This window comes from Limnohabitans sp. Rim8 (assembly GCF_945901735.1).
Taxonomy (GTDB): domain Bacteria; phylum Pseudomonadota; class Gammaproteobacteria; order Burkholderiales; family Burkholderiaceae_C; genus Limnohabitans_A.
Genome location: NZ_CAMDLM010000020.1, coordinates 44,704 through 67,700 on the forward strand (window position 1 = coordinate 44,704; position 22,997 = coordinate 67,700).

Consider the following 22,997-nt stretch of genomic DNA (forward strand, 5'->3'; position numbering starts at 1 on the left):
TCAGCCGCGCTGCAACTTGTAGACCGCTGTGCCCGCCATCAGGTTGGGGCACAGACGCACTTCCTGACCGTTTTGCAGGCCAAAAGCATCCACCACGCGCAGCTCGTTTTTGCGCGCCAGGTCACCAAAATCGGCATAGGTGCCCACGCGGATGTTGGGCGTGTCGTACCACTGGTAAGGCAGGCGCTTGGTCACCGGCATGCGGCCACGCAACACGCTCAAGCGGTTGAACCAATGCGCAAAATTGGGAAAGGCCACGATGCCCACACGCCCCACACGCACCGTCTCGCGCAGCATGGTCTCGGCGTTGCGCAGGTGCTGCAAGGTGTCGATCTGCAGCACCACGTCAAACGACTGATCGCCAAACAGACTCAGGCCTTCGTCCAGGTTCAGCTGGATCACGTTCACACCGCGCTGCACGCAGGCGTGCACATTGGTGTCGTCCAGCTCCACGCCGTAGCCGGTGCAGCCCTTGTGTTGCTGCAGGTAAGCCAGCAAGGCGCCATCGCCACAGCCCAAATCGAGCACGCGGGCGCCTTGCGGCACCAGGCGGGCCATGGCTTGCATGGTCAGGGGGTCGCTCATGACACACCTCCTTCAGAGAGGGGATTGGCCATGTTGTCAAAGTAAGAGCGCACCACGTTCAGGTAGCGGGGGTCTTCGAGCAAGAAGGCGTCGTGCCCGTGCGGCGCGTCGATCTCGGCATAGCTCACGTCTCGCCGGTTGTCGAGCAGGGCCTTGACCATCTCGCGGCTGCGGGCGGGCGAAAAGCGCCAATCGGTGGAAAAGCTGACCAGCAAAAATTTGCAACTGGCGCGGGCCAGCGCTTTGGACAGGTCGCCGCCAAAGGCGCGTGCCGGATCAAAATAATCGAGCGCCCGGGTGATCAGTAAATAGGTGTTGGCGTCAAAGTACTCGCTGAACTTGTCGCCTTGGTAGCGCAGGTAGCTTTCGATCTGGAACTCGACTTCTTGCGTGGAGTATTTGTAGCCCGTGGCGTTGTGCGTCACCGCTTCGCGCAACTCGCGGCCAAACTTTTCATTCATCACGTCGTCGCTCAAATACGTGATGTGGCCAATCATGCGGGCGATGCGCAGGCCGCGCTTGGGCACCACACCTTGCGCGTAAAAATGGCCGTTGTGAAAGTCGGGGTCGGTCACGATGGCGCGGCGCGCCACTTCGTTGAAGGCGATGTTTTCCGCATTCAGGTTGGGTGCGCTGGCCACCACCACCGCGTGTTTCACGCGTTCGGGGTATTGCAGCGTCCAAGAAAGCGCCTGCATGCCGCCCAAACTGCCGCCCATCACGGCGGCCAGTTGCGTGATGCCCAAGGCGTCCAGTAAACGGGCCTGGGCGTTGACCCAGTCTTCCACCGTCACCACCGGGAAGTCGGCGCCGTACACGCGGCCGGTGTCGGGGTTCTCATGCATGGGGCCCGTCGAGCCAAAGCACGAGCCCAGGTTGTTCACGCCGATGACAAAAAAGCGGGCGGTGTCGAGCGACTTGCCAGGGCCGATCATGTTGTCCCACCAGCCCAGGTTTTTGGGTTGGTCGGCGTACACGCCCGCCACATGGTGCGAGGCGTTGAGCGCGTGGCAGATCAGCACCGCGTTGGACTTGTCGGCGTTGAGCGTGCCGTAGGTTTCGAAACTGAGTGAATAGTCACGGATGGACGCGCCGCTTTGCAAAGGCAAAGGGGCTTCAAACAGCATGCTTTGGGATTCGGCGATCAGCATCGAATGTGTTCTGGTGTGCAAAAAAACAAAACCCGGCTTCGCACTCAGCTGGGCCGGGTTTCTGTGAGATGAAACACACGCCATTTAGCTGAATTTCGAAACCATGGTGGTTCCGGCGCCCGCAATCGGGTTCAAATCGGCGCATGGCGTGAGTATAAGGGCGATGAACCTCAAGGCTGAGCCAGGGTCAGCAACTCCAGCATTCGGGCCAAAGGACCGCTCAGCTGCCCCAGCCCGACAGCGCGATCACGCCCAGCACGGCAAAAATGCCCGCCGAGATCAGGTGCACCAGGCGCAGCGGCACACGCTGGGTGATGGCGTCGCCCAACCACACCACGGGGGCGTTGGCCAGCATCATGCCCAGCGTGGTGCCCGCCACCACGGCAAACCAGGCGTTGTACTGCGCCGCCAGCATCACGGTGGCGATCTGCGTCTTGTCGCCCATTTCGGCCAGAAAGAAAGCCACCACCGTGGTCAGGAACACCCCCATGCGCGGGGCGCTGTCGCCCTCTTCGTCGTCCAGCTTGTCGGGAATCAGCATCCACGCTGCCATGGCAATGAAAGACGCGCCCAGCACCCAGCGCAGCACATCGGGGCCCATCACGGTCGTGACCCAGCTGCCCACGGCACCGGCCAGGCCATGGTTGGCCAGCGTGGCCACCAAAATGCCCAGCACGATGGGCCAGGGCTTGCGGAAACGGGCGGCCAGCACGAGTGACAAAAGCTGGGTTTTGTCACCCATTTCGGCCAAAGCCACGATGCCAGTAGAGACGAAGAATGCTTCCATGGGGGAATGCGGGCGTAAGCCTGAACACCGAATTGGTAAGAGCTGCGCATCTTACGGGAGGGCCCTGTGCACCGGTTTGGGGGCATGACATGACGCTCGGCACCAGCGAGGGACTTTGGGTGCGTTTCTTGCTTTTATTTGGTGCGCGGGGGTGGGCCGCCCCCGAAATGCACCAAATCAAATCAAAAATTCTCGAAGGACGATCGTGGAAGCACTAAAACAGGGCGCAGATGCGCTTTTTATTTTGTTGGGCGGCATCATGGTGTTGGCCATGCACGCCGGTTTTGCTTTTCTGGAACTGGGCACGGTTCGCAAAAAGAACCAGGTCAATGCGCTGGTCAAAATCCTGGTGGATTTTTCGGTGTCTACCGTGGTTTATTTTGTGGTCGGTTACAGCGTGGCTTATGGCACCACCTTTTTTGTGGGGGCCGAACAGCTGGCCGCCAAAAACGGCTACGACCTGGTCAAGTTCTTCTTTTTGCTGACCTTTGCCGCCGCCATTCCCGCCATCATTTCGGGCGGCATTGCCGAGCGGGCCAAGTTTTGGCCGCAGTTAATCGCCACGGCCGTGATCGTGGGCTTTGTTTACCCCTTCTTTGAGGGCATTGTCTGGAACCAGCACTTCGGCGTGCAGGCCTGGATCAAGGCCATCACGGGCGATGAGTTCCATGACTTTGCGGGGTCGGTGGTGGTGCACGCCATGGGCGGCTGGATCGCGCTGCCTGCCGTGGTCTTGCTGGGTGCCCGTTACAACCGCTACCGCAAGGACGGCGTGGTCTCGGCCCACCCGCCATCGAGCATCCCTTTTTTGGCCCTGGGGTCTTGGATTTTGATCGTGGGCTGGTTTGGCTTCAATGTGATGAGTGCTCAGACGCTGGACAAAATTTCGGGTCTGGTGGCGGTCAACTCCCTGATGGCCATGGTGGGCGGGACTTTGTCGGCTTTGGTCTTGGGCAAGAACGACCCCGGCTTTGTGCACAACGGCCCCTTGGCTGGTTTGGTGGCGGTGTGTGCAGGCTCTGATTTGATGCACCCATTTGGTGCCTTGGTCACCGGCGCTGTGGCCGGAGCCTTGTTTGTGGTGATGTTCACACTGACCCAGAACAAATGGAAGATCGACGATGTGCTGGGCGTGTGGCCCTTGCATGGCATTTGCGGTGCCTGGGGCGGTATTGCGGCGGGCATTTTTGGGGCCAGCAGTTTGGGGGGGTTGGGCGGCGTCAACCTGAGCGCGCAGTTAATCGGCACTGGCCTCGGTGTGGGCTGGGCCCTGTTGGGGGGTGTGGCGCTTTACGGCCTATTGAAAATCACCCTCGGATTGAAACTCAGCCCAGAAGAAGAATATGACGGGGCCGATTTGACGATTCACAAAATCAGCGCCTCGCCCGAGCGAGAAGTGAGTTGGTAAAACAACAAATATGAGTAAGCTCACAGGTTTTGCAAAGCATTTAATGAAAATGCCTTGCATTTATTTTTGTTTTCTCGAAGATACTGGACAGGCTTCAGCGGCATTTTCAATGAAGTCCAGTTTGCGATGAACAGGTCAGTTTCGCTTTCCTTCCGATGTTTTCAGGTTTGTTGAATGCGCTTTCGGAACTCCATCGCTTTTATCTCTGTGTTTTGAGGAGTCCCTTTCATGGGCAACAAACTTTACGTCGGCAACCTGCCTTACTCGGTGCGAGACGGTGATCTGGAACAAGCCTTCGGTGAATTCGGTGCTGTGACCAGTGCCAAAGTCATGATGGAACGTGATACGGGCCGCTCCAAAGGCTTCGGCTTTGTGGAAATGGGCAGCGATAACGAAGCCCAAGCCGCGATCAACGGTATGAATGGCCAGCCTTTGGGCGGCCGCAATGTGGTCGTGAACGAAGCACGTCCGATGGAAGCTCGCCCTCCACGGTCAGGCGGCGGTGGCTTCGGCGGCCCTCGCCGCGAAGGCGGCGGCGGCGGTGGTGGGTTCGGCGGCGGCGGCGGCGGTGGCGGAGGTTACGGCGGCGGCGGTGGCGGAGGTTACGGCGGCGGCGGCGGCGGTCGTGAAGGCGGTGGCGGCTATGGCGGCGGCCGTGAAGGCGGCGGCGGATATGGCGGCGGCGGATATGGCGGCGGCGGTCGTGGCGATGGCGGTGGCGGCTACGGTGGCGGCGGTCGTGGTGAAGGCGGCGGCCGTGGTGATGGCGGCGGCCGTGGTGATGGCGGCGGTTTCCGAAGCCCCTATGGCGCAGGCCCCCGTGGTGGTGGTCGCCGTGAAGGTGGTCGCGAAGGTGGCCGCGAAGGCGGTGGCGACTACTGATTGAGCACATGGGCTGATCACTCAGTCCATGAAAGCCCAAAGCCCTGCGTTGCAGGGCTTTGTCGTTTCTGACGCCCTGCGTGGCGCGAACCTGCAGAAGAATCTGGCCCCATCCGCCGGGGTATCGACGGTGTTTGAAACGGGCTTATTCCGGTTTTTGGTCCTCTTAAGGGGTCTAACGTGGCGACAGAACGGCGCGCACGCGGCCCTGCAGCTCATAATGACCGCTTCGGGTGTCAAAGTTCATGCTTTGGCCCGTGAACACTTCAGCGCCGCGCGTGATGCGCACCGGCTGGTCCGAAACCAGCCGCTCCTCTTCTAACCAAGCCGTGAATGTTTTGCCGCGCAGTTCGACGCGCGGGCCCTGAGCGTCTGCCTGTCTGACTGCCTGCGCATCGCCGGTCAGGGTCACCTGTTGGTCGGCCTCACGGGAAATACCTTTTTGGGCTTGGGCCGTCAGCCGTGTGCCCTCCTCGTTTTCGGCCAGAATGCGCACGCCCTCGATGTGCAGGCTTTGCGTCGCCGGAAAGTGGGTGGCGCTTTGCCCGCTGATCTCGCGGGTCAGGCGACCTGTAGCGTCAAACGATCTGACCGTGAATTGGTTCAGACGAAAATCCGGGTCCTGACGCAACTGGGGGTCGATACCGGGCGGGATCAACTCGGGCACGCTGCGCACCAACCACCAGCTGCCCAAAGCCAAAATGGCAAACAGAAACAAGGGCAGGTAAATCGTCAAACGGTCCAAAGTACGGCGCAGCCGCATGAGCAAGTTCATGCCGATGCGCCCGGGTGGTCGTGCACCCCCACTTGTGCGAGCAAGGCGGCGTAGTGCCCGCCGGCCACCAGCAGCAGGTCGCAAAAGGCGCGGGCCGCGCCTTCGCCGCCGCGTTCGGCGGTGGTGTGGTGGGCGATGGCTTTGGCTTGCGCATGGGCATTGGCCGGGGCGCAAGCAAAAGCAGCGCGTTGCATCACGGGCAAATCGGGCCAGTCATCGCCGATGGCGGCCGCTTGCGCCCAACTCAAATTCAGATCCCCCAAAAAGGCTTCGGCCGCCGGGCGCTTGTCTTCGGTGCCAAAGCGGGCGTGGGTGACGCCCAGCGCCTTCAGGCGCAAGCGCAGTGGGGCCGAGTCGCGGCCGGTGATGACCACGGGCGTGATGCCGGCTTTTTGCAGCAGTTTGAGGCCCTGGCCGTCGAGCGTGTTGAAACGCTTGAGGGTCTCACCACTTTCAGAAAAATACAGCCCACCATCGGTCAGCACGCCGTCGATGTCGAAAAAGGCCACGCGAATGCCTTGCGCTTGCAGCAGCAACTCGGGCGGGTAATGCAGGGCGGGGGTGAGCGCTTTCAGGGTTGGCATCTCAGATCACCTTGGCCCGCATCAGGTCGTTGGAGTTGATCGCGCCGCACAGCAGGCCCTGCGCGTCCACCACCAAAATGCTGGTGACGCGGTGCAGCTCCATCATCTCGGCGGCTTCGACGGCCAGCGCGTCATGACGGATGGTGCGTGGATTGGGGTGCATGACATCACGGGCGCTCAGGCTGCGCAGGTCCACACCTTTTTCAACCAAACGGCGCAAATCGCCATCGGTGAACACGCCCAGCACGCGGCCTTCGGCATCGGTGACCGAGGTGGCGCCCAAGCCCTTGCTGCTCATCTCGCGCATCAGGGCGGTGAATTGGGCATCTGGCCCGACTTGCGGCACATCGGCGCCTTTGCGCATCACATCGCCCACATGCGTGAGCAGCTTGCGGCCCAGTGAGCCACCGGGGTGCGAGCGGGCAAAGTCTTCGGGCTTGAAGCCCCGGGCATCCAGCAGGGCCACGGCCAGCGCGTCACCCATGGCCAGCTGGGCGGTGGTGCTGGCGGTGGGAGCCAGGTTCAAAGGGCAGGCCTCTTTGTCGACCGAGCAATCCAGCACCACGTCGGCATGGCGGGCCAGGAAAGACTGCAGGCCGCCGGTCAGGGCGATCAGGGGCACGCCCTGGCGCTTGAGCACCGGCAGGATGGCCACCAACTCATCGCTCTCGCCACTGTTGGAAATGGCCAACACCACATCCACGGTTTTGATCATGCCCAGGTCGCCATGGCTGGCCTCGCCGGGGTGCACAAACATGGCCGGGGTGCCGGTCGATGCCAGCGTGGCGGCAATCTTTCGGCCGATGTGTCCGCTCTTGCCCATGCCGGTGACCACCACGCGGCCTTGCACGCCCAGCACCATGTTCACGGCCTGGACAAAGCGCTCATCCAGCCTGTCTTTCACTTGGAGCAAGGCTGCGGCCTCAATGTCAAGGGTCTCGCGGGCGAGTTGCAGGGTGTGGGCGGGATGGACAAGCATGTTTTGTATTTTATCGGGCGCTGCACATGGCCCTTGAAATGGAACGGTTGCAGACCACGGGGCCATGCGCGCTTGTTACCATGGACGCATGAGCGCTTTGGAGTTGACCCTGTTGTATTTGCTGGCGGCCGTGCTGGGTGTGGTGGGCTGCCGCATGCTCAAGCTGCCGCCCATGCTGGGCTATCTGGCCGTGGGGGTGGTGATTGGCCCCAACGCGCTGGCACTGGAGCAAAACTCCGAGGGCGTGAAACATCTGGCCGAGTTCGGCGTGGTGTTTCTGATGTTCGTGATCGGACTGGAGTTCAACCTGCCCAAGTTGCGCTCCATGCGCAAGCATGTGTTTGGCCTGGGCCTGCTGCAGGTGCTGCTGACGCTGGTGATCGTGACGGTGTTTTCCTTGTTCGTGGCCACGCTGGCGCCCACCCTTTGGAAAATGGAGTGGCAAACCGCGCTGGCCCTGTCGAGCGCCATGGCCATGAGCAGCACAGCGATCGTGATCAAACTGGTGGCCGACCGGCTGGAGCTCGAGTCCGAGCACGGCAAACGCGTGGTGGGCGTGCTCTTGTTTCAGGATTTGGCAGTGGTGCCGCTGATCGTGATGATTCCGGCCCTGAGCGCCCCGGCCGACGAAATGCTCACCGCCTTGCTGATGGCCGCGCTCAAAGCCACCGTCTTGATCACCTTGCTCATGACGGGCGGGCAGCGCGTGATGCGCTGGTGGCTGACCTTGGTTGCGCGGCGCAAGAGCGAAGAGCTGTTTGTGCTGAACCTGTTGCTGGTCACGCTGGGCCTGGCCTGGATCACCGAGGTGGCGGGGCTGAGCCTGGCTTTGGGCGCTTTCATTGCGGGGATGTTGATTTCCGAGACTGAATACAAGCACCAGGTGGAGTTGGACATCCGGCCCTTCCACGACGTGTTGCTGGGGCTGTTTTTCATCACCATCGGCATGATGCTGGACTGGCACATCGTGGTCGAACGCTGGCCCTTGGTCCTGGTGCTGACCACCTTGCCGGTGATTTTCAAGCTGGTTTTGGTGACCGCTTTGGCCAAGTTCACGGGTGCGCCCAATGGTGTGGCGCTGCGCACAGGTTTGTATCTGGCGCAGGCGGGTGAGTTCGGTTTTGTGTTGCTCACGCTGGGCGCGCAGAGCAACATCATTCCGCCGGCCTTGCTCAACCCCGTGTTGGCCAGCATGGTGCTGTCCATGATGGCCACGCCCTTCATCATCATGCACAGCGAACGCATCGTGCTCAAGGTGGTGGCCGGAGAGTGGCTGCAGCAGTCCCTGCAAATGACCACCATTGCCCGCAAGTCGATCAACACCAGCAAGCACGTCATCATTTGCGGCTATGGCCGTTGCGGCCAGAACCTGGCGCGCATGCTCGACAAAGAAAACATCCCTTACATGGCACTCGACCTGGACCCTGACCGGGTGCGGCAAGCCGCTGCGGCCGGGGACTCGGTGGTGTTTGGCGACGCCGGACGGCTGCAGTCGCTCATGGCCGCAGGCCTGGCCCGCGCCAGCGCGGTGGTGATCACCTACCTGGACGTGCCCGCTGCCATGAAGGTGCTGGACCACACCCAAAGCCACGCACCTCAGGTGCCGGTGATCGTGCGCACCAAGGACGATCTGGACCTGGAAAAGCTGCAACTGGCCGGGGCCACCGAGGTGGTGCCCGAAGCGATTGAAGGCTCTCTCATGCTTGCCAGCCATGCGCTGGCGCTGGTGGGCGTGCCGATGCGCCGCGTGATCCGCATCGTGCAAGACCAGCGCGACGCCCGCTACAACCTGCTGCGAGGGTATTTCCACGGAGCCGACGACGACACGCTGGACGAGATTGACCACGAACGCCTGACCTCGGTGGGGCTGCCCATGGCCTCGCTTTGGTTGGGCAAGCGGGTGAAAGACCTGGCCTTTCATGCCATGGGGGTGCGCGTGGTCAACCTGCGCCGCGCCAATGGCCAACCTGAAAACGTGAGCGAAGACACCGAGTTGCACGCGGGCGACACGCTGGTGCTGTCGGGCCAATCCCAAACGCTGGCGGTGGCCGAAGAAAAACTCCTGCAAGGCTGAAGACATGGACGATCTGAGCGTCAACGATTATCTGAAAAGCCACATCCGCACGGTGCCCGATTGGCCCGCGCCGGGGGTGCAGTTCCGTGACATCACGCCACTGCTGCAAGACCCGCGCGTGTTCCGGGTGCTGATCGACGTCTTTGTGCACCGCTACATGCACCCCGCCTTGCGCCCGGATGTGGTGGCGGGTCTCGATGCGCGGGGCTTTATCTTGGGCTCGGTGGTGGCTTATGAACTGGGCCTGGGCTTTGTGCCCATCCGCAAAAAAGGCAAGCTGCCCTTTACCACGGTAGAAGAAACCTACGAGCTGGAGTACGGCAGCGCCACGGTGGAGCTGCACACCGACGCGGTCATGCCGGGTCAACGGGTGCTGCTGATCGACGACCTGATCGCCACGGGCGGCACCATGATGGCGGGCAAAAAGCTGCTTGAAAAACTCGGTGCTGCGGTGATCGAAGGGGCGGCCATTGTGGATTTGCCCGAACTGGGAGGCTCGCAGCGCATCCAGGACAGCGGCTTGAATCTGTTCACACTGGTGTCGTTCGAAGGACATTAAGAGTTCTGGAAAGTGTCGCGCATGACGCAGACAGGCCCGGCGACCCGTTTTAAGCTGCGCACTTCAACTCTTCGCACTCATTGCCATGAACGCTCCCCACACCCCAGCAGCGGTCGCCGACGACCGCGTGCCTTACGCCAAGCCCCAACCTTGGGGCATGGCCCCCGACATGGTGGTGCACGACGTGCAAACCGACGACGAACGCCTATGGGCACCAGTGGCCCCGGGCATTTGGTCACGCCCGCTGCACCTGAACGTGACGGGTGGCTTTTACGTGCACCTGCTCAAGGTCAAGCGCTCGGGTCTGTTGCAGCGCCACCGCCATTCGGGCCAGGTGCATGCCCATGTGCTGCGCGGCAAATGGTTGTACCTGGAACACGACTGGGTGGCCGAAGAAGGCAGCTACGTGTTCGAGCCCCCGGGTGAAACCCACACCCTGGTGGTGCCCGACGACTGCCAGGACATGGTGACGATGTTCACCGTGCATGGCGCGTTGATGTACGTGGACACGCAAGGCAACGCCACGGGTTATGACGATGTATTCACCCGCATCGAGAAGTACCGGGCCCACTTTGAGGCGGTGGGCTTGGGGGCGGATTACGTGAAGATCTTCATGCGCTGAACGGCTTTGCTACCATCAAAAAACCGCTCCAAGGAGCGGTTTTTTTGTTGTTGATCCGCAGCTCAGTGACGCTGCATCACAGCGGCTTCTTGATCCAGTTGGCGATCTCGCCAATGATGCCCCGGCGGAAAGCCAGCACGCAGACCACAAAGATCACGCCTTGCATGATGGTGACCCATGCACCGAATTGGGCAAAATAGTTTTGCATGCTGACGATCACCGCAGCGCCAACCACAGGGCCAAACAAGGTGCCCATGCCGCCCAGCAGGGTCATCAAGACCACCTCACCCGACATGGACCAATGCACGTCGGTCAACGAGGCCAACTGAAACACCAGCGACTTGGTGGCCCCAGCGGTGCCTGCCAAGGCACCCGAGATCACAAAGGCAATCAGCTTGAACATGTCGGTGTCGTAACCCAGCGAAATGGCGCGGTCCTGGTTTTCGCGGATGGCTTTGAGGATCTGGCCGAAGGGCGAATAAATGATGCGCCAAATCAAGGCAAAACCGGCCAGGAAAATCGCCAGCACAAACATGTACATGACCGAGTTTTCTGACAAATCAAACACGCCAAACAGCTTGCCGCGAGGCACCGACTGGATGCCGTCTTCACCGCCTGTGAAGGGCGTTTGCAGGTAAAAGAAGAACACCATCTGCGAAAACGCCAAGGTGATCATCGCAAAGTAAATACCTTGACGGCGAATTGCCAACAGGCCCGTCACCAGCGCCAGCAAGCCAGAGCAAGCGGTGGCAAACAACACGGCCAATTCGGGGTTCCAGCCCCAGACTTTGGCCGCGTGGGCGGCGGCATAACCGGCGGTGCCCAAAAACATGGCGTGGCCAAAAGAGAGCAGACCACCAAAACCAATGAGCAGGTTGAAGGCACATGCAAACAAAGCAAAGCACATCACCTTCATCAGGAAGATCGGGTACACCCAGATTGGGGCAATGACCAGCACCATCACCATGATGGCAAAGGCCACCCACTGGTGCGTGAACGACTGGGTCTTGAGTGAGGGGGTCGAGACAGTGGTCATGGTCTTACTTCTGGGTGCCGAACAGGCCTGCAGGCTTGATCAAAAGAACGATGGTCATGATGATGAAAATCACCGTGCTGGAGGCTTCCGGGTAGAACACTTTGGTCAAGCCTTCGATCAGGCCCAAGCCAAAACCGGTGAGGATCGCCCCCATGATGGAGCCCATGCCGCCGATCACGACCACCGCAAACACCACGATGATGATGTCGGCGCCCATTGTGGGGTTGACCTGGTAAATGGGCGCGGCCATCACACCGGCAAAAGCGGCCAAGCCCACGCCGAAGCCATAGGTCAGGGTGATCATTCGGGGCACGTTGACGCCAAAAGCCTGCACCAGGCTGGGGTTTTCAGTGGCGGCGCGCAGATAAGCGCCCAGCTTGGTCCGCTCGATCACGTACCAGGTGGACAAGCAAACGACCAGCGAAGCCACGATGACCCAGGCGCGGTACTTGGGCAGGAACATGAAGCCGGTGTTGTAGGCACCCTTGAAGACCTCGGGCACCGGATAAGGCATGCCCGAAGAGCCAAATTCGTGTCGGAACAAACCCTGGATGATCAAGGCCAGGCCGAAGGTGAGCAGCAGGCCATACAGGTGGTCCAGCTTGTAAAGCTGTTTGAGCATGGTGCGCTCAATCAGCATGCCTGTCGCACCCACCAGGATGGGTGTCAGGATGAGCGACACCCAGTAGTTGATGCCCAGCTTTGTCAGCGACAAATAGGCCACAAAGGCGCCCAGCATGTACTGGGCGCCGTGGGTGAAGTTGATGATGTTCAACAAGCCGAAAATCACGGCCAGGCCCAGCGAGAGCAATGCGTAAAAAGAGCCGTTGATCAGCCCGATCAGCAATTGCCCGAACAGGGCTTGCGAGGGTATGCCAAAGATTTCCATGGTGATGTATCGACTTGCTTGAACAAAGGGTTGAAATTACTTCTTGACCAGCGGGCACTCGCTCTCAGCCAGGGGGCGGAAAGCCTCGTTGGCAGGAATGGTGGCCACCAGCTTGTAGTAGTCGTATGGGCCTTTGGATTCGGCAGGCTTCTTGACCTGGAACAGGTAGGCCGGGTGGATCTTGCGACCGTCAGCGCGCACGGTGCCTTTGCCAAACAAAGGATCGTCGGTGGGCAGTTCTTTCATCTTGGCGGCGACTTTGCCGCCGTCATCGGTCTTGGCCGCATCCACAGCCTTCAGGTAGTGGATCACGCTGGAGTAAACACCGGCTTGCACCATCGATGGGTATTTGCCACCCTGGATTGCTGCGAAACGCTTGCTGAAAGCGCGGGTGTTGTCGTTCAGATCCCAGTAGAAGGTTTCGGTCAGCATCAGGCCTTGCGCGATGTTCAGACCCAGCGAGTGCACGTCAGGCAGGAACACCAGCAATCCGGCCAGGTTTTGACCGCCTTTGGTGATGCCGAACTCGGCCGCTTGCTTGATGGAGTTGGTGGTGTCACCCCCCGCGTTGGCCAAGCCAATGATCTTGGCTTTGGAGGCTTGGGCTTGCAGCAAGAAAGAAGAGAAGTCTTGTGTGGGGAAAGGTGTGCGGACTTTGCCGACCACCTTGCCGCCGTTCTTGTTCACCACGGCTTCGGTGTCGCGCTCCAGGGCGTGGCCGAAAGCGTAGTCGGCGGTCAAGAAGAACCAGGTGTCACCACCGCTTTTCACAATGGCTTTGCCTGTGCCGTTGGCCAGCATCCAGGTGTCATAAGCCCAGTGGATGGTGTTGGCGTTACAGGCCTTGCCCGACAGATCGGCCGTGGCCGAGCCGGAGTTGACGTGCAGCTTGCCCTTGTCGCTCGCAATTTTGGCCACGGCCAGACCGACCGAGGATGTGGGCACGTCGGCGATCATGTCGACTTTGTCGGTGTCAAACCATTGGCGAGCCACGTTGGAGCCCACATCGGGTTTGTTTTGATGGTCAGCGCTGACGATTTCGACTTTGAGCGTGCTCTTGGTCGCCTTGATGTAGTCCTCGACGGCCATGCGGGCCGCAGTCACCGAGCCGGGGCCGGTGATGTCCGAATACAGGCCCGACATGTCGTTCATCACGCCGATCTTGACGATGCCGTCCGAGATCTGTGCTTGGGCTGAGCCTGCAAAGGCGCAAGCGGCCACCGCGGCGAGGGAAAGAAGTTTGCGTTTCATCGTATTGTCTCCAGTTAGAAAAAAATCACACACCCAGGTACTCATGCAGCATGCCCATCTTGGCGGACAGCTCTTGCGAGCTGAAGGTCTCCACCATCTGGCCATGCTCCATCACGTAAAACCGGTCCGCCAAGGGCGCGGCAAACCGGAAGTTCTGTTCCACCATGATGATGGTGAAGCCCTTGGCCTTGAGGGCCTTGATCATGCGGGCCAAGGCCTGAACAATGACCGGGGCCAGGCCTTCGGAAATTTCGTCGAGCAGCAAAAACCGCGCGCCCGTGCGCAAGATGCGGCCGACCGCCAGCATTTGTTGCTCGCCCCCTGACAGGCGGGTGCCGGGGCTGTTGCGGCGCTCCAGCAGGTTGGGGAACATGTCGTAGATTTCTTCGACCGACATGCCGTTGGGGGCAATCACGGGCGGCAGCATCAGGTTTTCTTCGCAGGTCAGAGCCGAGAAAATACCGCGTTCTTCGGGGCAATAACCAATGCCCAGCTTGGCAATCTGGTGCGGTGCCCAGTTCACTGTTTCTTGACCCCGGATGGTGATGGAGCCGGTGCGCCGACCGACCAGGCCCAGGATGGATTTGACGGTGGTGGTGCGCCCAGCGCCGTTGCGCCCCAGCAGCGTGACCACTTCGCCTTCGTTGACGGTCATGTCCACCCCATGCAGGATGTGCGACTCGCCGTACCAGGACTGCAGGTTGCTGATGCGCAGGAATTCTTTGGAATCAGCCATGGGCACCCTCCAGTTGGTTGTCGGCGGTGCCCATATAGGCCTCTAGCACTTGGGGATTTTTCGAAACCACTTCGTAAGGTCCTTCTGCAATCACTTGTCCACGTTGCAAGACACTGATGGTGTCGGCAATTTTGGACACCACGCTCATGTTGTGTTCCACCATCAGGATGGTGCGGTTGGCACCGACTTTTTTGATCAGCTGCGTCACACGGTCCACGTCTTCGTGGCCCATGCCTTGGGTGGGCTCGTCCAGCAGCATCAGTTCGGGGTCCATGGCCAGCGTGGTGGCGATCTCCAGGGCGCGCTTGCGGCCATAGGGCAATTCAACCGCCGTCAGATCGGCCATGCTGCCCAAATCGACCTGGTCGAGCAGGGCCATGGCCTTGTCGTTGAGCTGGTTCAGGCTGCGCTCGGAACGCCAGAAATGCAGCGATACACCCGTGGCGCGCTGCAAACCAATGCGCACGTTTTCCATCACCGTGAGGTTGGGGAAGGTGGCCGAAATCTGGAACGAGCGCACGATGCCCCGGCGTGCCACTTGGGAGGGTTTTTCGCCGGTGATGTCGTGGCCATTGAACAGGATCTGCCCCTTGGTCGGAATCAGGAATTTGGTCAGCAGGTTGAAGACCGTGGTCTTGCCTGCGCCATTGGGGCCAATCAACGCGTGAATCTGGCCGCGCTGCACGCTCAGGTTCACGTCATTGACGGCGACAAAGCCCTTGAACTCTTTGATGAGATTCCGGGTTTCAAGGATGGTGTTGCTGGACATCTGGAGGGCTCAGTTTCTTTCGGCGGATGTTTCAAACTGTACAAAGTGGGCCATTGTGAGACTGGGGCGTCACTTTTTGCTTCATGGTTATCCCGTGGTTTGTCTCGTTGGCGTCTACAAATCACGGGTCTTTTCCATTTCATCCGCCGCCATGGGGCCAGGCCAAATCAGTGCTGCTTGCAAGGTTATGGCGCCACCTGAGTAGGGACAAAGAATTCAGATCCATACCGACTCAAGTCCGACGCGTTTCCAGTCCTTGCGCGTCGATGGCGCGCAACTCGGTTTTCAGCACCTTGCCATAATTGTTTTTGGGCAAGGCATTGACCAAGTGGTAGTGCTTGGGCCGCTTGAAACGCGCCACCTGGTCTAGGCAGTGCGCGTCCAAATCGGCCACAGTCAAAGGCTGGCGGCACACCACAAAGGCCACCACCACCTCGCCCCACTCCGGGTCGAGCCTGCCGATGACAGAGACCTCGGCCACTTGCGGGTGCGTGAGCAAGGCTTCTTCGACTTCGCGGGGGTAAATGTTGGTGCCGCCGCTGATCACCAGGTCCTTCGATCGGTCCAGCAAAGTCAGGTAACCATCGGCATCCAGACGCCCCACATCACCGGTTTGCAACCAGCCCTCGCGGATGGCTTTGGCCGTGGCCTCAGGGTCGCGCCAATAGCCCGCCATGACCAGTTCGCTGCGCACGCAAATTTCACCTACTTCGCCCACCGGCAAGCTCGCACCCGACTCGTCGCCAATCTTCAGCTCGACCATGGCCTGTGCATGCCCGACCGAAGCCAGCCGTTCCCAGTAACGCGGGTGGGTGGTGTCCAGCACATCGCTCTTGGGCAGCACGCTGATGGTCATCGGGCATTCACCTTGGCCATAAATCTGCGCAAAGTGCGGGCCGATGACCTGCAGGGCCTCTTCGATGTCGGCCAGGTACATGGGGCCGCCGCCATAGACGATGGTGGCCAGTCCCTGCGGCCGCTCGGGCAAGTTACGCGCCGCATCCACCAGCCGCCGCACCATGGTGGGCGCTGCAAAAAACGAGGCCCGCTGCCAGTGCGCAGCCAGCAACAAGGCTTCATGCGGGTCAAAGCCGTCCGAGCGCGGCACCACGTTCAGCCCGGCGTTCAGCACATAAGGCAGGTGGTACATGCCGCCACCGTGCGACAGCGGTGCGGGGTGCAGCATGCTGTCGCCACGTTCCACCGACTGCACCGAGCCGAAATACGCCAACGTGCAGCCGCGCAATTGGCGAGCACACAGCACCACACCCTTGGGCCTGCCGGTGGTGCCGCTGGTGTAGAACAACCAGGCGGGGTCGTCGTCTTCGCGGGCTTGCGGTGGCAGGTGTGGGCCTTCGGCTTGCAACATGAATGTGCTGTCAGCTTGGACGGCGGTTCCAACGCCCACGTCGCGCAGTGCTTGTGTGAAAGTTTGTTCCCGTTCACTGTCGCAAAAAGCGATGCGGGCTTCGCTGTGCTGGGCAATCCAAGCCGCTTCGCGTTCGTGCAGCTTGGCATTCACCGGCACCGCCACCGCACCGGCCCACCAGATGCCCCACATGAGGGGCAAATATTCGGGCGTGTTGTGCAGGAACAGCATCACCCGTTCGCCAGGCTGCACACCTTGGGCGTGCAGCCAGCTGGCCGTGCGGGCAGCGCGGTGGGCAAATTCGGCGTAATCGCACCAGACCTGTGTGCCATGCGCGATGGCCGCTTGTTGCGGGTAACGTTCGGCGGTGCGCGCCAACCAGAGAGCGATGTTCATGTGAGTGGGGCAAGTATGCAATGCGGTGCGATGCGATCAGTCCGCTAGACCAAGACCATGCCGCCGTCAAGCAATATGGACTGCCCTGTCATGCCGCGTGATTCATGGGAGCCGAGGTAGACCGCCAGGGCCGCGATTTCGTCCGGGTTCAGCACCCGCCCCAGCGGCACCCGCGCCAGTGCGGCCTTGACCATGTCGTCACCGCTCATGCCCGAACTTTGAGCCACCTGGGCTTTCAGCGTTTCCACCATGTCGGTTTGCACAAAGCCGGGGCAGATCGCATTCACGGTGACCGCGTGTGGGCTGGCCTCGAGGGCCACGCAGCGCGTCAAGCCCACCACCGCGTGCTTGCTCACGTTGTAGGCCGACTGGTTGCGCGAGCCCCATTTGCCCGCAGTAGAGGCAATGTTGACGATGCGCCCGTGCCGGCGTGCCTGCATGCCCGGCAGGCAGGCCTGCATGAAGTGCAGCACGCCAAACAGGTTCACATCGAGCATGTCCTGAAAATCTTGCTGCGCGTAGTCGAGGAAAGGCTTGGCCCGGTACACCCCGGCGTTGTTGACCAGCACATCGACACGTCCAAAGCGTTTTTCGACTTGCGCCACGGCCGCAAAGCAGGCGTCACGTTCGGTCACGTCCATGCCCAAAGTCATGATGCGCTCGTCAAGCAAACCCAGGCTGTCCTTGACTTCCAGCAGGCGCGCCGAGTCGGTGGCGATCAGGCACAGGCTGGCACCTTCAGCGGCATAGGCCTCGGCAATCGCGCGGCCGATGCCGCGGCTGGCGCCCGTCACGATGGCCACTTGTTGGTCGAGTCGGTGTGCCATGTTCTCAGTCCTTGTTTTGAAGGGGTCAGATGAGTGCAGCTCGTTTGCGCTGATCGCCTGGCTTGCCGTGATCGGGGTCGTCGTGCGGGTTGGACACCGCTTGGCGCAGCACGGCCAGATAACCCTGGGCCAGTTCCATGCGCGGGCCAAAGCCTTGTGCGATCAGCATGCGATGGGCGGCAGGCAGCTTCCAGCAGGGCGTGAACACAAACAGGTGGTGTTCCAGGTGGTAATTGACCCAATAAGGGGCCAGCACCATGCGCATGCCCCAGTTCGTCAGCGTGGTGCGGGTGTTGCGCAAGCGGTCGTCGTTGTTGCCCACCACCGCATGCTCGGCAATGTTGCGGACGCGGCTGATCACCTGGTACCACGTCAACAAAGGCAACAACCACAAGGCAAAAAAAGCCCACCACACGCCCGCTGCGGCGGTGATGGCGAAGATGGCCAGGTTGGTGAGGAAGAAATATTTTTCTGCAGAGATCAGGTTCTTCAGACGTTGCCAGCGGCTGGGGCTGTCGCCCATTTCCTGGCGGAAAGATGCCATGCGCCGTTGGTAACCGGTGATGCCCAGAATATCGCGCCGCATTTTGCGCCAAAAGCTGCTTTGGCTGATGGGAAACGGCGCCGACAACATCAGGTCGGGGTCTTCGGCCTGCTGGGTGTGGCGGTGGTGACTCAGGTGATAGGGGCGGTACAGCGTGAGGCTGGCGCCCACCGGCCAGCCGCACAAAAACGCGCCCAACGTGTCATTGAGCCGGGAGTTCTTGAACAAGGCGCGGTGCGCCGCATCGTGCATCAAAATCGCCAAGCCCAGTTGCCGCCCGCCAATGATGACCACGGCGACGAGGAAGCTCAAGGGGTTGGGCCAAGCGATGAAAAACGCCATGGCCAATGCGATCACGCCCCAAGCGTGCAACACCAAATAAGCGCCCATCCAGTCCGAACGTTCGCGCAAAAATGCGTCTTGCTCGGGGCTGAGGCTGGGCTGAGTGTCGGTGGTCATGCGAAGTTCATGGGCAAAGATGTGCATCTTGGACCCATTGCCCTGTACAAACAGTCACAGGTGTGACCTGTCTATACAGCCGTAGACAGAGGGCGTCGACGTGTTCTGGGAAAGGCTGTCAAAACGAAACCTGACAGACTGTTTTCGCGGGCGACTTATCGCTGACCGTCGTGGACCGAAACAGCTTCCATAGTCAGGCCACCCAGTCGCGAGTGAATGCGGCCACCAGTGCCCATGACCAAGGCAAACAATATTTCGTTCGGGCGCGGCGCATCCTGAATGCCCACTTCCATGCTGTTGAAGTGGCTGCGCACATAACAAGCGTGGATGTAATGCACAGGAACCATCAAACGGTACCCAGCGCTGGCGACAGCTTTGCTGGCAGGTACGATGGCTTTGGGGTCACCCAGCAAAGACCGCATCGCCCACCCACCGGCCTCGTGCCACACCGCGCCGTGTTCCATCTCGCCGTTCACACCCACGATGGCGGCTTTGCTGTACACCTCGATGTTGTCTTTGCCCAGTGTGTCGATCAACTCTTGCGCCAACACGGTGCCCAGCGACCTGAGCTCTGCCATGAAAGGCATGAGATCGGGCGCGTAGGAGCCTGCGTAGGGGTTGTTAATCACTGCACAGGCTGCAGCAAGTTTCAAGGGTTGGTCGCAGACGGGTCCACCTTCATGGTAGGTGGTTTCGATGGTCAGACTGCGTTTGCGGATTTGGATCAGGGACATCTTGAGCTTTCAAAAAAGGCGGGCACGGGGCCTTGGGCTGCGCTGGTTAAAAGTTGCCCGTTTGGGCAAGGCCCCTAAACCCATTGAGAGACTTAGTTTTTCGGTATTTTGGCGTCATTCACCACTTGGATCCATTTTTGGGTTTGTGTCGCCACCATGTTCCGCATCTCTTCCGAGGTGCTGCCGCGCACCTCGCCGCCCATGTCTTCCAGGCGCGTTTTCACGGCGGGCACCAAAAGCGCTTTTTGCAACTCGGCGTTCAGGCGGTCAATGACGGGCTTGGGTGTGCCGGCAGGCGCCATCAAGCCAGCCCATGACTGCACGTCGTAGCCCGCCACCCCTTGCTCCGACACGGTGGGCACATCAGGCAGCCCCTGCCAGCGCTGAGGACCGGTGGTGGCAATGGCGCGAAGCTTGCCAGATTTGATGTTGGCCATGACCGCCGTGGGCGGTGCAATGATCATGGGAATTTCGCCGCCCAAAAGGGAAGTGAGCGAAGCCGAGTCGCCTCTGAAAGGCACATGCAGCAACTGTGTTTTGGCCATGCTCGCGAGCAACTCGCCCGCCAAATGGTGTGTGGAACCAATGCCCGCGGTGCCGTAGCTAACCTCAGTCGGGTTGGCTCTGGCGGCCGCCAACAAGGCCGACAGGCTGGGGTACTTGCTGTTGGCCGGAACCACCACCAAGAACGGGAAGTAAGTGATGGTGCTGACCATCTCAAAGTCTTGCACCGTGCGGTAAGCCAAGTTGTTGTACAAAGCACCAGCCACCGCGTGGCCACCTGTGGCCAGCAGCAAGGTGTAGCCATCGGGCCTGGCTTTGGCGACGGTGGTGGCAGCAATGGTGCCGCCTGCGCCAGCCTGCGCTTCAACCACGATGTTTTGGCCCAAACCCTTGCCCATTTCTATCCCCACCGTGCGGGCGATGTTGTCGGCGTTGCCGCCGGGTGCAAAACCTTGCATGACCTTGATGGGGCGGTCCGGATAGGCTTGTGCCAGCGCTACCCCGGGCAGCGCCAAGGCGGTGATGGTCAAAGTGGCGAGAAGTTGTCTGCGAATCATGTTTGTCTCCTGGTTATAAAAGTATCACGGTCAAATGCACGCGTTCAGCTGCGGGTCATGGGTGCATGACCAGCTTGCCACTGACAAGTCCTTGGTCGAGCAACGCGTGGGTTTTTTGAACTTCGCTGAGCTTGAAAATTTGAGGGGGCGAAAAGCTCACGCGCTGCTGCGCCAGCAGCGCGATGGCCTCGTTCATCAGCCCTCGTCGTGTGGCACGGTCTGCGTCAAAGGTGTGCATCGAAAAACACCGAATGGCCAGACTTTTTTCCAACAATTGGCGCATCACCTGGAAGGTGTCTTCTGTAGGCGGGCCTTGCACGATGTTGTAGGACACCAGCGTGCCAAACGGGGCCAGGCTCTTGAGCCCGTCGATCAAACTTTGCCCGCCCAAATGGTCGAACACCAGATTCAGGCCCTGACCCTTGGTGATGTGCTCAATGCGATCTTTGGGTGTTTCGTCGTCGGTGCAAATGACGTGGTCAAAACCACGCGCCAAGGCAAACTGAGCCTTGTCTCGGCTTCTGCTGGTGCCCATCGTGAGAAAGCCCTTGAGTTTGGCCACTTGGCACAACATGCCCGCCACGCCGCCTGAAGCCCCGGTGATCAACACATGGGGCGCTTGCGATGCGATGGGACCAGCGATCTGCAAAAGTGCCAGGGCCAACTGCAAATTGGGCAGGCTCACCGCATCGTCAAACGAGACGGTGTCCGGCAATCGGTAGGGCGCATCCTCGGGCACCACGATCGCTTCTGCATAACAGCCGCCTCGTTGGGGCAACTCACGGGCACTGACCAAAACGCGGTCACCCGTTTGCCATTGCGTCACCCCCTCGCCCACGGCATCCACCACACCGGCCAATTCGGCACCGGGTACCGCTGGCAGCGGCGGCATCCATTTGTAGGTGCCTTTGCGCAGCAGCACGTCAGGGCGGCCCACCCCAATGGTGCTGGCCTTGACGCGAACTTGCCCGCGACCTGCAACCGGCTCTGGAAGCACCACCTCCAAAAGGTTTTCTGGCCCACCAGTCACACGGACTTGGATCGCTTTCATGTTCAGGCTTGCGCTTAGGCTTGAGCGGCGATGGGGTTGACCAAGGTGCCGATGCCTTCGATCTCGACCTCGCACACATCGCCGGGCTTCATGAACCATTGAGGTTTACGGCTCCAGCCCACACCCGCTGGCGTGCCGGTGGCGATCACATCGCCGGGCACCAGGGTGAAGATGGTCGAGGCATAGCTGATGAGTTTGGCAATCGGGAAGATCATGTGCCCGGTGTGGCTCGACTGCACCACTTCGCCATTCAAGCGGGTGATCAGCTTCAGTTCTTGGTTGGGGGCAATCTCGTCAGCCGTCACCATCCAGGGGCCAAAGCCACCGGTGGACTCGAAATTCTTGCCCGATGCGATTTGCTTGGCGTGGAATTGCCATTCGCGGATGCTGCCATCGTTGTAGCAAGAGTAACCCGCCACATGGTCAAACGCATCGGCTTCAGAAATGTTGCGCCCCTCTTTGCCAATGATCACGGCCAACTCACCTTCCCAGTCGAGCGAACCAGAGACCTTGGGGCAAATGATGGGCTGACCATGCGCGACTTGGGAGCGCCAGACGCGCAGAAAAATAGGAGGCTCTTCGGACAGTTCGCGCTGCATGCCTGCTGCCAGCACCTCTTTGTGGTGATCCATGTAATTGCGCACAGCACACACGATTTTTTCCGGTTTGGGGATGACCGGTAAAAAGGTGATGTCTTTCATGGGGATGGACACCGTTTGCTTTGCCACATCGTGCTGTGCCAGGAGGTAAGCGCCCGACGCAATGTAGTCGGCTAGTGTGGCCAATTGCGGCATCGCTTGGCCCAGATCCACCACGGTATCGGGACCGGTGACGGCGCCCCAAGTCTCGCGACCTTGGTGTACGAATGAGAGTAATTTCATGAGGGTTCCTTCGGTGAAATGAATTTCGATTTTTGAACAAATTGCGCTTGCCATTGGTCAATCGGCATGAAGCTGGGATCGCTGCGGCAGATGGCTTCGGTCTCGCGCAAGATGGTGGCGTCGTCTTGGCTCAAGTCAAGCGGATCGCCATGTGGCTGAGAGATGTAGAAAGGCATGTCGATGTAGGTTTCCACCGTATTGCCCTCGGGGTCTGCAAAGTAGACAGACAAAGCATTGCCGTGGTTCATGGGCATGACCTTGGTCGCGCCCAAGGTTGTGGCTTTGTCACGCAACTCGCGCAACGACTGGATAGAGGGCACAGCAAAGGACAGTTGCATCACCGTGCTGAAGGTGGCCTCTGGTGGACGTCCACCAGCGATCACCAACTGATGGTGCTGGTCGGGTGTCGAGCTCAAAAAAACCAAGGGGGCTTTGAAGGTTTTGCCGACCCCTCGGTCATTGACAACCATGCCAAAAACAGAGGTGTAAAAGTGCACCATTTTTTCGACATCCCAAACATAGATGCCGAAATGGGAGGGGGTAGCTTGCGTGACTTTCAGCATGTGGGCTCTGGGTTCAAAAAGAGAA

At 60.2% G+C, this 22,997-nt stretch carries 24 protein-coding genes; 5 read left to right on the plus strand and 19 right to left on the minus strand.

Translation table 11 applies throughout. The features are described 5' to 3' along the window. From metW to Q0O99_RS11105, 3 genes are all read right to left on the minus strand, one after another. Nucleotides 1-585, minus strand: a complete 585-nt coding sequence (gene metW / locus Q0O99_RS11095) for a methionine biosynthesis protein MetW (RefSeq protein WP_293751361.1) — start codon at nucleotides 583-585, stop codon at nucleotides 1-3. Then, nucleotides 582-1,736: a homoserine O-acetyltransferase gene (locus Q0O99_RS11100; RefSeq protein WP_293751363.1), complete on the minus strand. Its 1,155-nt coding sequence runs from the start codon at nucleotides 1,734-1,736 to the stop codon at nucleotides 582-584. Before Q0O99_RS11100 ends, metW begins: the two co-directional genes overlap by 4 nt. Nucleotides 1,737-1,956: 220 nt before the next feature. After that, the gene (locus Q0O99_RS11105) at nucleotides 1,957-2,523 is read right to left on the minus strand and encodes a TMEM165/GDT1 family protein (protein WP_108352712.1); all 567 of its coding nucleotides are present in this window, start codon (nucleotides 2,521-2,523) and stop codon (nucleotides 1,957-1,959) included. 205 nt (nucleotides 2,524-2,728) lie between these two features. Here Q0O99_RS11105 and Q0O99_RS11110 point away from each other — a divergent pair, with 205 nt between their 5' ends. Next, nucleotides 2,729-3,931 (plus strand): ammonium transporter, encoded by a 1,203-nt coding sequence (locus tag Q0O99_RS11110; protein ID WP_293751367.1) that lies wholly within the window; start codon nucleotides 2,729-2,731, stop codon nucleotides 3,929-3,931. A 228-nt stretch (nucleotides 3,932-4,159) separates the two neighbouring features. Next, nucleotides 4,160-4,813, plus strand: coding sequence for an RNA-binding protein (locus Q0O99_RS11115; RefSeq protein ID WP_293751369.1), 654 nt, complete (start codon nucleotides 4,160-4,162; stop codon nucleotides 4,811-4,813). Between the two features lie 175 nt (nucleotides 4,814-4,988). On the opposite strand, the gene lptC is transcribed toward Q0O99_RS11115, so the two are convergent. The 3 genes from lptC to Q0O99_RS11130 are packed head-to-tail and all read right to left on the minus strand — an operon-like array spanning nucleotide 4,989 to nucleotide 7,151. Then, nucleotides 4,989-5,588 (minus strand): LPS export ABC transporter periplasmic protein LptC, encoded by a 600-nt coding sequence (gene lptC / locus Q0O99_RS11120; protein WP_293751370.1) that lies wholly within the window; start codon nucleotides 5,586-5,588, stop codon nucleotides 4,989-4,991. Then, entirely contained in the window at nucleotides 5,585-6,172 is a 588-nt protein-coding gene (locus tag Q0O99_RS11125) for an HAD family hydrolase (protein ID WP_293751372.1), read from the minus strand. The genes lptC and Q0O99_RS11125 overlap by 4 nt, the downstream gene beginning before the upstream one ends. Before the next feature lies 1 nt (nucleotide 6,173). Further along, a complete protein-coding gene (locus Q0O99_RS11130; RefSeq protein ID WP_293751374.1) occupies nucleotides 6,174-7,151 on the minus strand; it encodes a KpsF/GutQ family sugar-phosphate isomerase in 978 nt (325 codons plus the stop codon). A gap of 88 nt (nucleotides 7,152-7,239) precedes the next feature. Between Q0O99_RS11130 and Q0O99_RS11135 the strand changes: the two genes are divergently transcribed. From Q0O99_RS11135 to Q0O99_RS11145, 3 genes are all read left to right on the plus strand, one after another. After that, nucleotides 7,240-9,225, plus strand: coding sequence for a monovalent cation:proton antiporter family protein (locus tag Q0O99_RS11135; protein WP_293751507.1), 1,986 nt, complete (start codon nucleotides 7,240-7,242; stop codon nucleotides 9,223-9,225). Between the two features lie 4 nt (nucleotides 9,226-9,229). Further along, nucleotides 9,230-9,784 (plus strand): adenine phosphoribosyltransferase, encoded by a 555-nt coding sequence (locus tag Q0O99_RS11140; RefSeq protein WP_293751376.1) that lies wholly within the window; start codon nucleotides 9,230-9,232, stop codon nucleotides 9,782-9,784. A gap of 85 nt (nucleotides 9,785-9,869) precedes the next feature. Next, a complete protein-coding gene (locus Q0O99_RS11145; RefSeq protein WP_293751378.1) occupies nucleotides 9,870-10,406 on the plus strand; it encodes a 2,4'-dihydroxyacetophenone dioxygenase family protein in 537 nt (178 codons plus the stop codon). Nucleotides 10,407-10,482: 76 nt separating this feature from the next. Here Q0O99_RS11145 and Q0O99_RS11150 read toward each other — a convergent pair whose 3' ends face one another. From Q0O99_RS11150 to Q0O99_RS11210, 13 genes are all read right to left on the minus strand, one after another. Next, on the minus strand, nucleotides 10,483-11,442 hold the full coding sequence (locus Q0O99_RS11150) for a branched-chain amino acid ABC transporter permease (RefSeq protein WP_293751380.1): 960 nt from the start codon (nucleotides 11,440-11,442) through the stop codon (nucleotides 10,483-10,485). Nucleotides 11,443-11,446: 4 nt separating this feature from the next. Then, nucleotides 11,447-12,331 carry a branched-chain amino acid ABC transporter permease gene (locus Q0O99_RS11155; RefSeq protein WP_293751382.1) on the minus strand — a complete coding sequence of 295 codons (885 nt, stop codon included), beginning with the start codon at nucleotides 12,329-12,331 and terminating at the stop codon, nucleotides 11,447-11,449. Between the two features lie 36 nt (nucleotides 12,332-12,367). Continuing rightward, nucleotides 12,368-13,582 carry an ABC transporter substrate-binding protein gene (locus Q0O99_RS11160; protein WP_293751384.1) on the minus strand — a complete coding sequence of 405 codons (1,215 nt, stop codon included), beginning with the start codon at nucleotides 13,580-13,582 and terminating at the stop codon, nucleotides 12,368-12,370. Between the two features lie 25 nt (nucleotides 13,583-13,607). Next, nucleotides 13,608-14,318: an ABC transporter ATP-binding protein gene (locus Q0O99_RS11165; protein ID WP_108352813.1), complete on the minus strand. Its 711-nt coding sequence runs from the start codon at nucleotides 14,316-14,318 to the stop codon at nucleotides 13,608-13,610. Then, entirely contained in the window at nucleotides 14,311-15,087 is a 777-nt protein-coding gene (locus Q0O99_RS11170; protein WP_293751387.1) for an ABC transporter ATP-binding protein, read from the minus strand. Before Q0O99_RS11170 ends, Q0O99_RS11165 begins: the two co-directional genes overlap by 8 nt. Before the next feature lie 232 nt (nucleotides 15,088-15,319). Further along, a complete protein-coding gene (locus Q0O99_RS11175; RefSeq protein ID WP_293751389.1) occupies nucleotides 15,320-16,852 on the minus strand; it encodes an AMP-binding protein in 1,533 nt (510 codons plus the stop codon). A 44-nt stretch (nucleotides 16,853-16,896) separates the two neighbouring features. Further along, a complete protein-coding gene (locus tag Q0O99_RS11180) occupies nucleotides 16,897-17,679 on the minus strand; it encodes an SDR family NAD(P)-dependent oxidoreductase (RefSeq protein WP_293751391.1) in 783 nt (260 codons plus the stop codon). A gap of 25 nt (nucleotides 17,680-17,704) precedes the next feature. After that, on the minus strand, nucleotides 17,705-18,682 hold the full coding sequence (locus Q0O99_RS11185) for a fatty acid desaturase family protein (RefSeq protein ID WP_293751393.1): 978 nt from the start codon (nucleotides 18,680-18,682) through the stop codon (nucleotides 17,705-17,707). A gap of 155 nt (nucleotides 18,683-18,837) precedes the next feature. Then, on the minus strand, nucleotides 18,838-19,416 hold the full coding sequence (locus Q0O99_RS11190; RefSeq protein WP_293751395.1) for an amino acid synthesis family protein: 579 nt from the start codon (nucleotides 19,414-19,416) through the stop codon (nucleotides 18,838-18,840). Nucleotides 19,417-19,508: 92 nt separating this feature from the next. Further along, nucleotides 19,509-20,477: a tripartite tricarboxylate transporter substrate binding protein gene (locus Q0O99_RS11195; RefSeq protein WP_293751397.1), complete on the minus strand. Its 969-nt coding sequence runs from the start codon at nucleotides 20,475-20,477 to the stop codon at nucleotides 19,509-19,511. 55 nt (nucleotides 20,478-20,532) lie between these two features. Next, nucleotides 20,533-21,528: a zinc-binding dehydrogenase gene (locus Q0O99_RS11200; protein WP_293751399.1), complete on the minus strand. Its 996-nt coding sequence runs from the start codon at nucleotides 21,526-21,528 to the stop codon at nucleotides 20,533-20,535. Nucleotides 21,529-21,542: 14 nt separating this feature from the next. Continuing rightward, nucleotides 21,543-22,409 carry a fumarylacetoacetate hydrolase family protein gene (locus tag Q0O99_RS11205; protein WP_293751401.1) on the minus strand — a complete coding sequence of 289 codons (867 nt, stop codon included), beginning with the start codon at nucleotides 22,407-22,409 and terminating at the stop codon, nucleotides 21,543-21,545. Beyond that, nucleotides 22,406-22,972 (minus strand): VOC family protein, encoded by a 567-nt coding sequence (locus Q0O99_RS11210; RefSeq protein ID WP_293751403.1) that lies wholly within the window; start codon nucleotides 22,970-22,972, stop codon nucleotides 22,406-22,408. The genes Q0O99_RS11205 and Q0O99_RS11210 overlap by 4 nt, the downstream gene beginning before the upstream one ends. Between the last annotated feature and the right edge of the window lie 25 nt (nucleotides 22,973-22,997).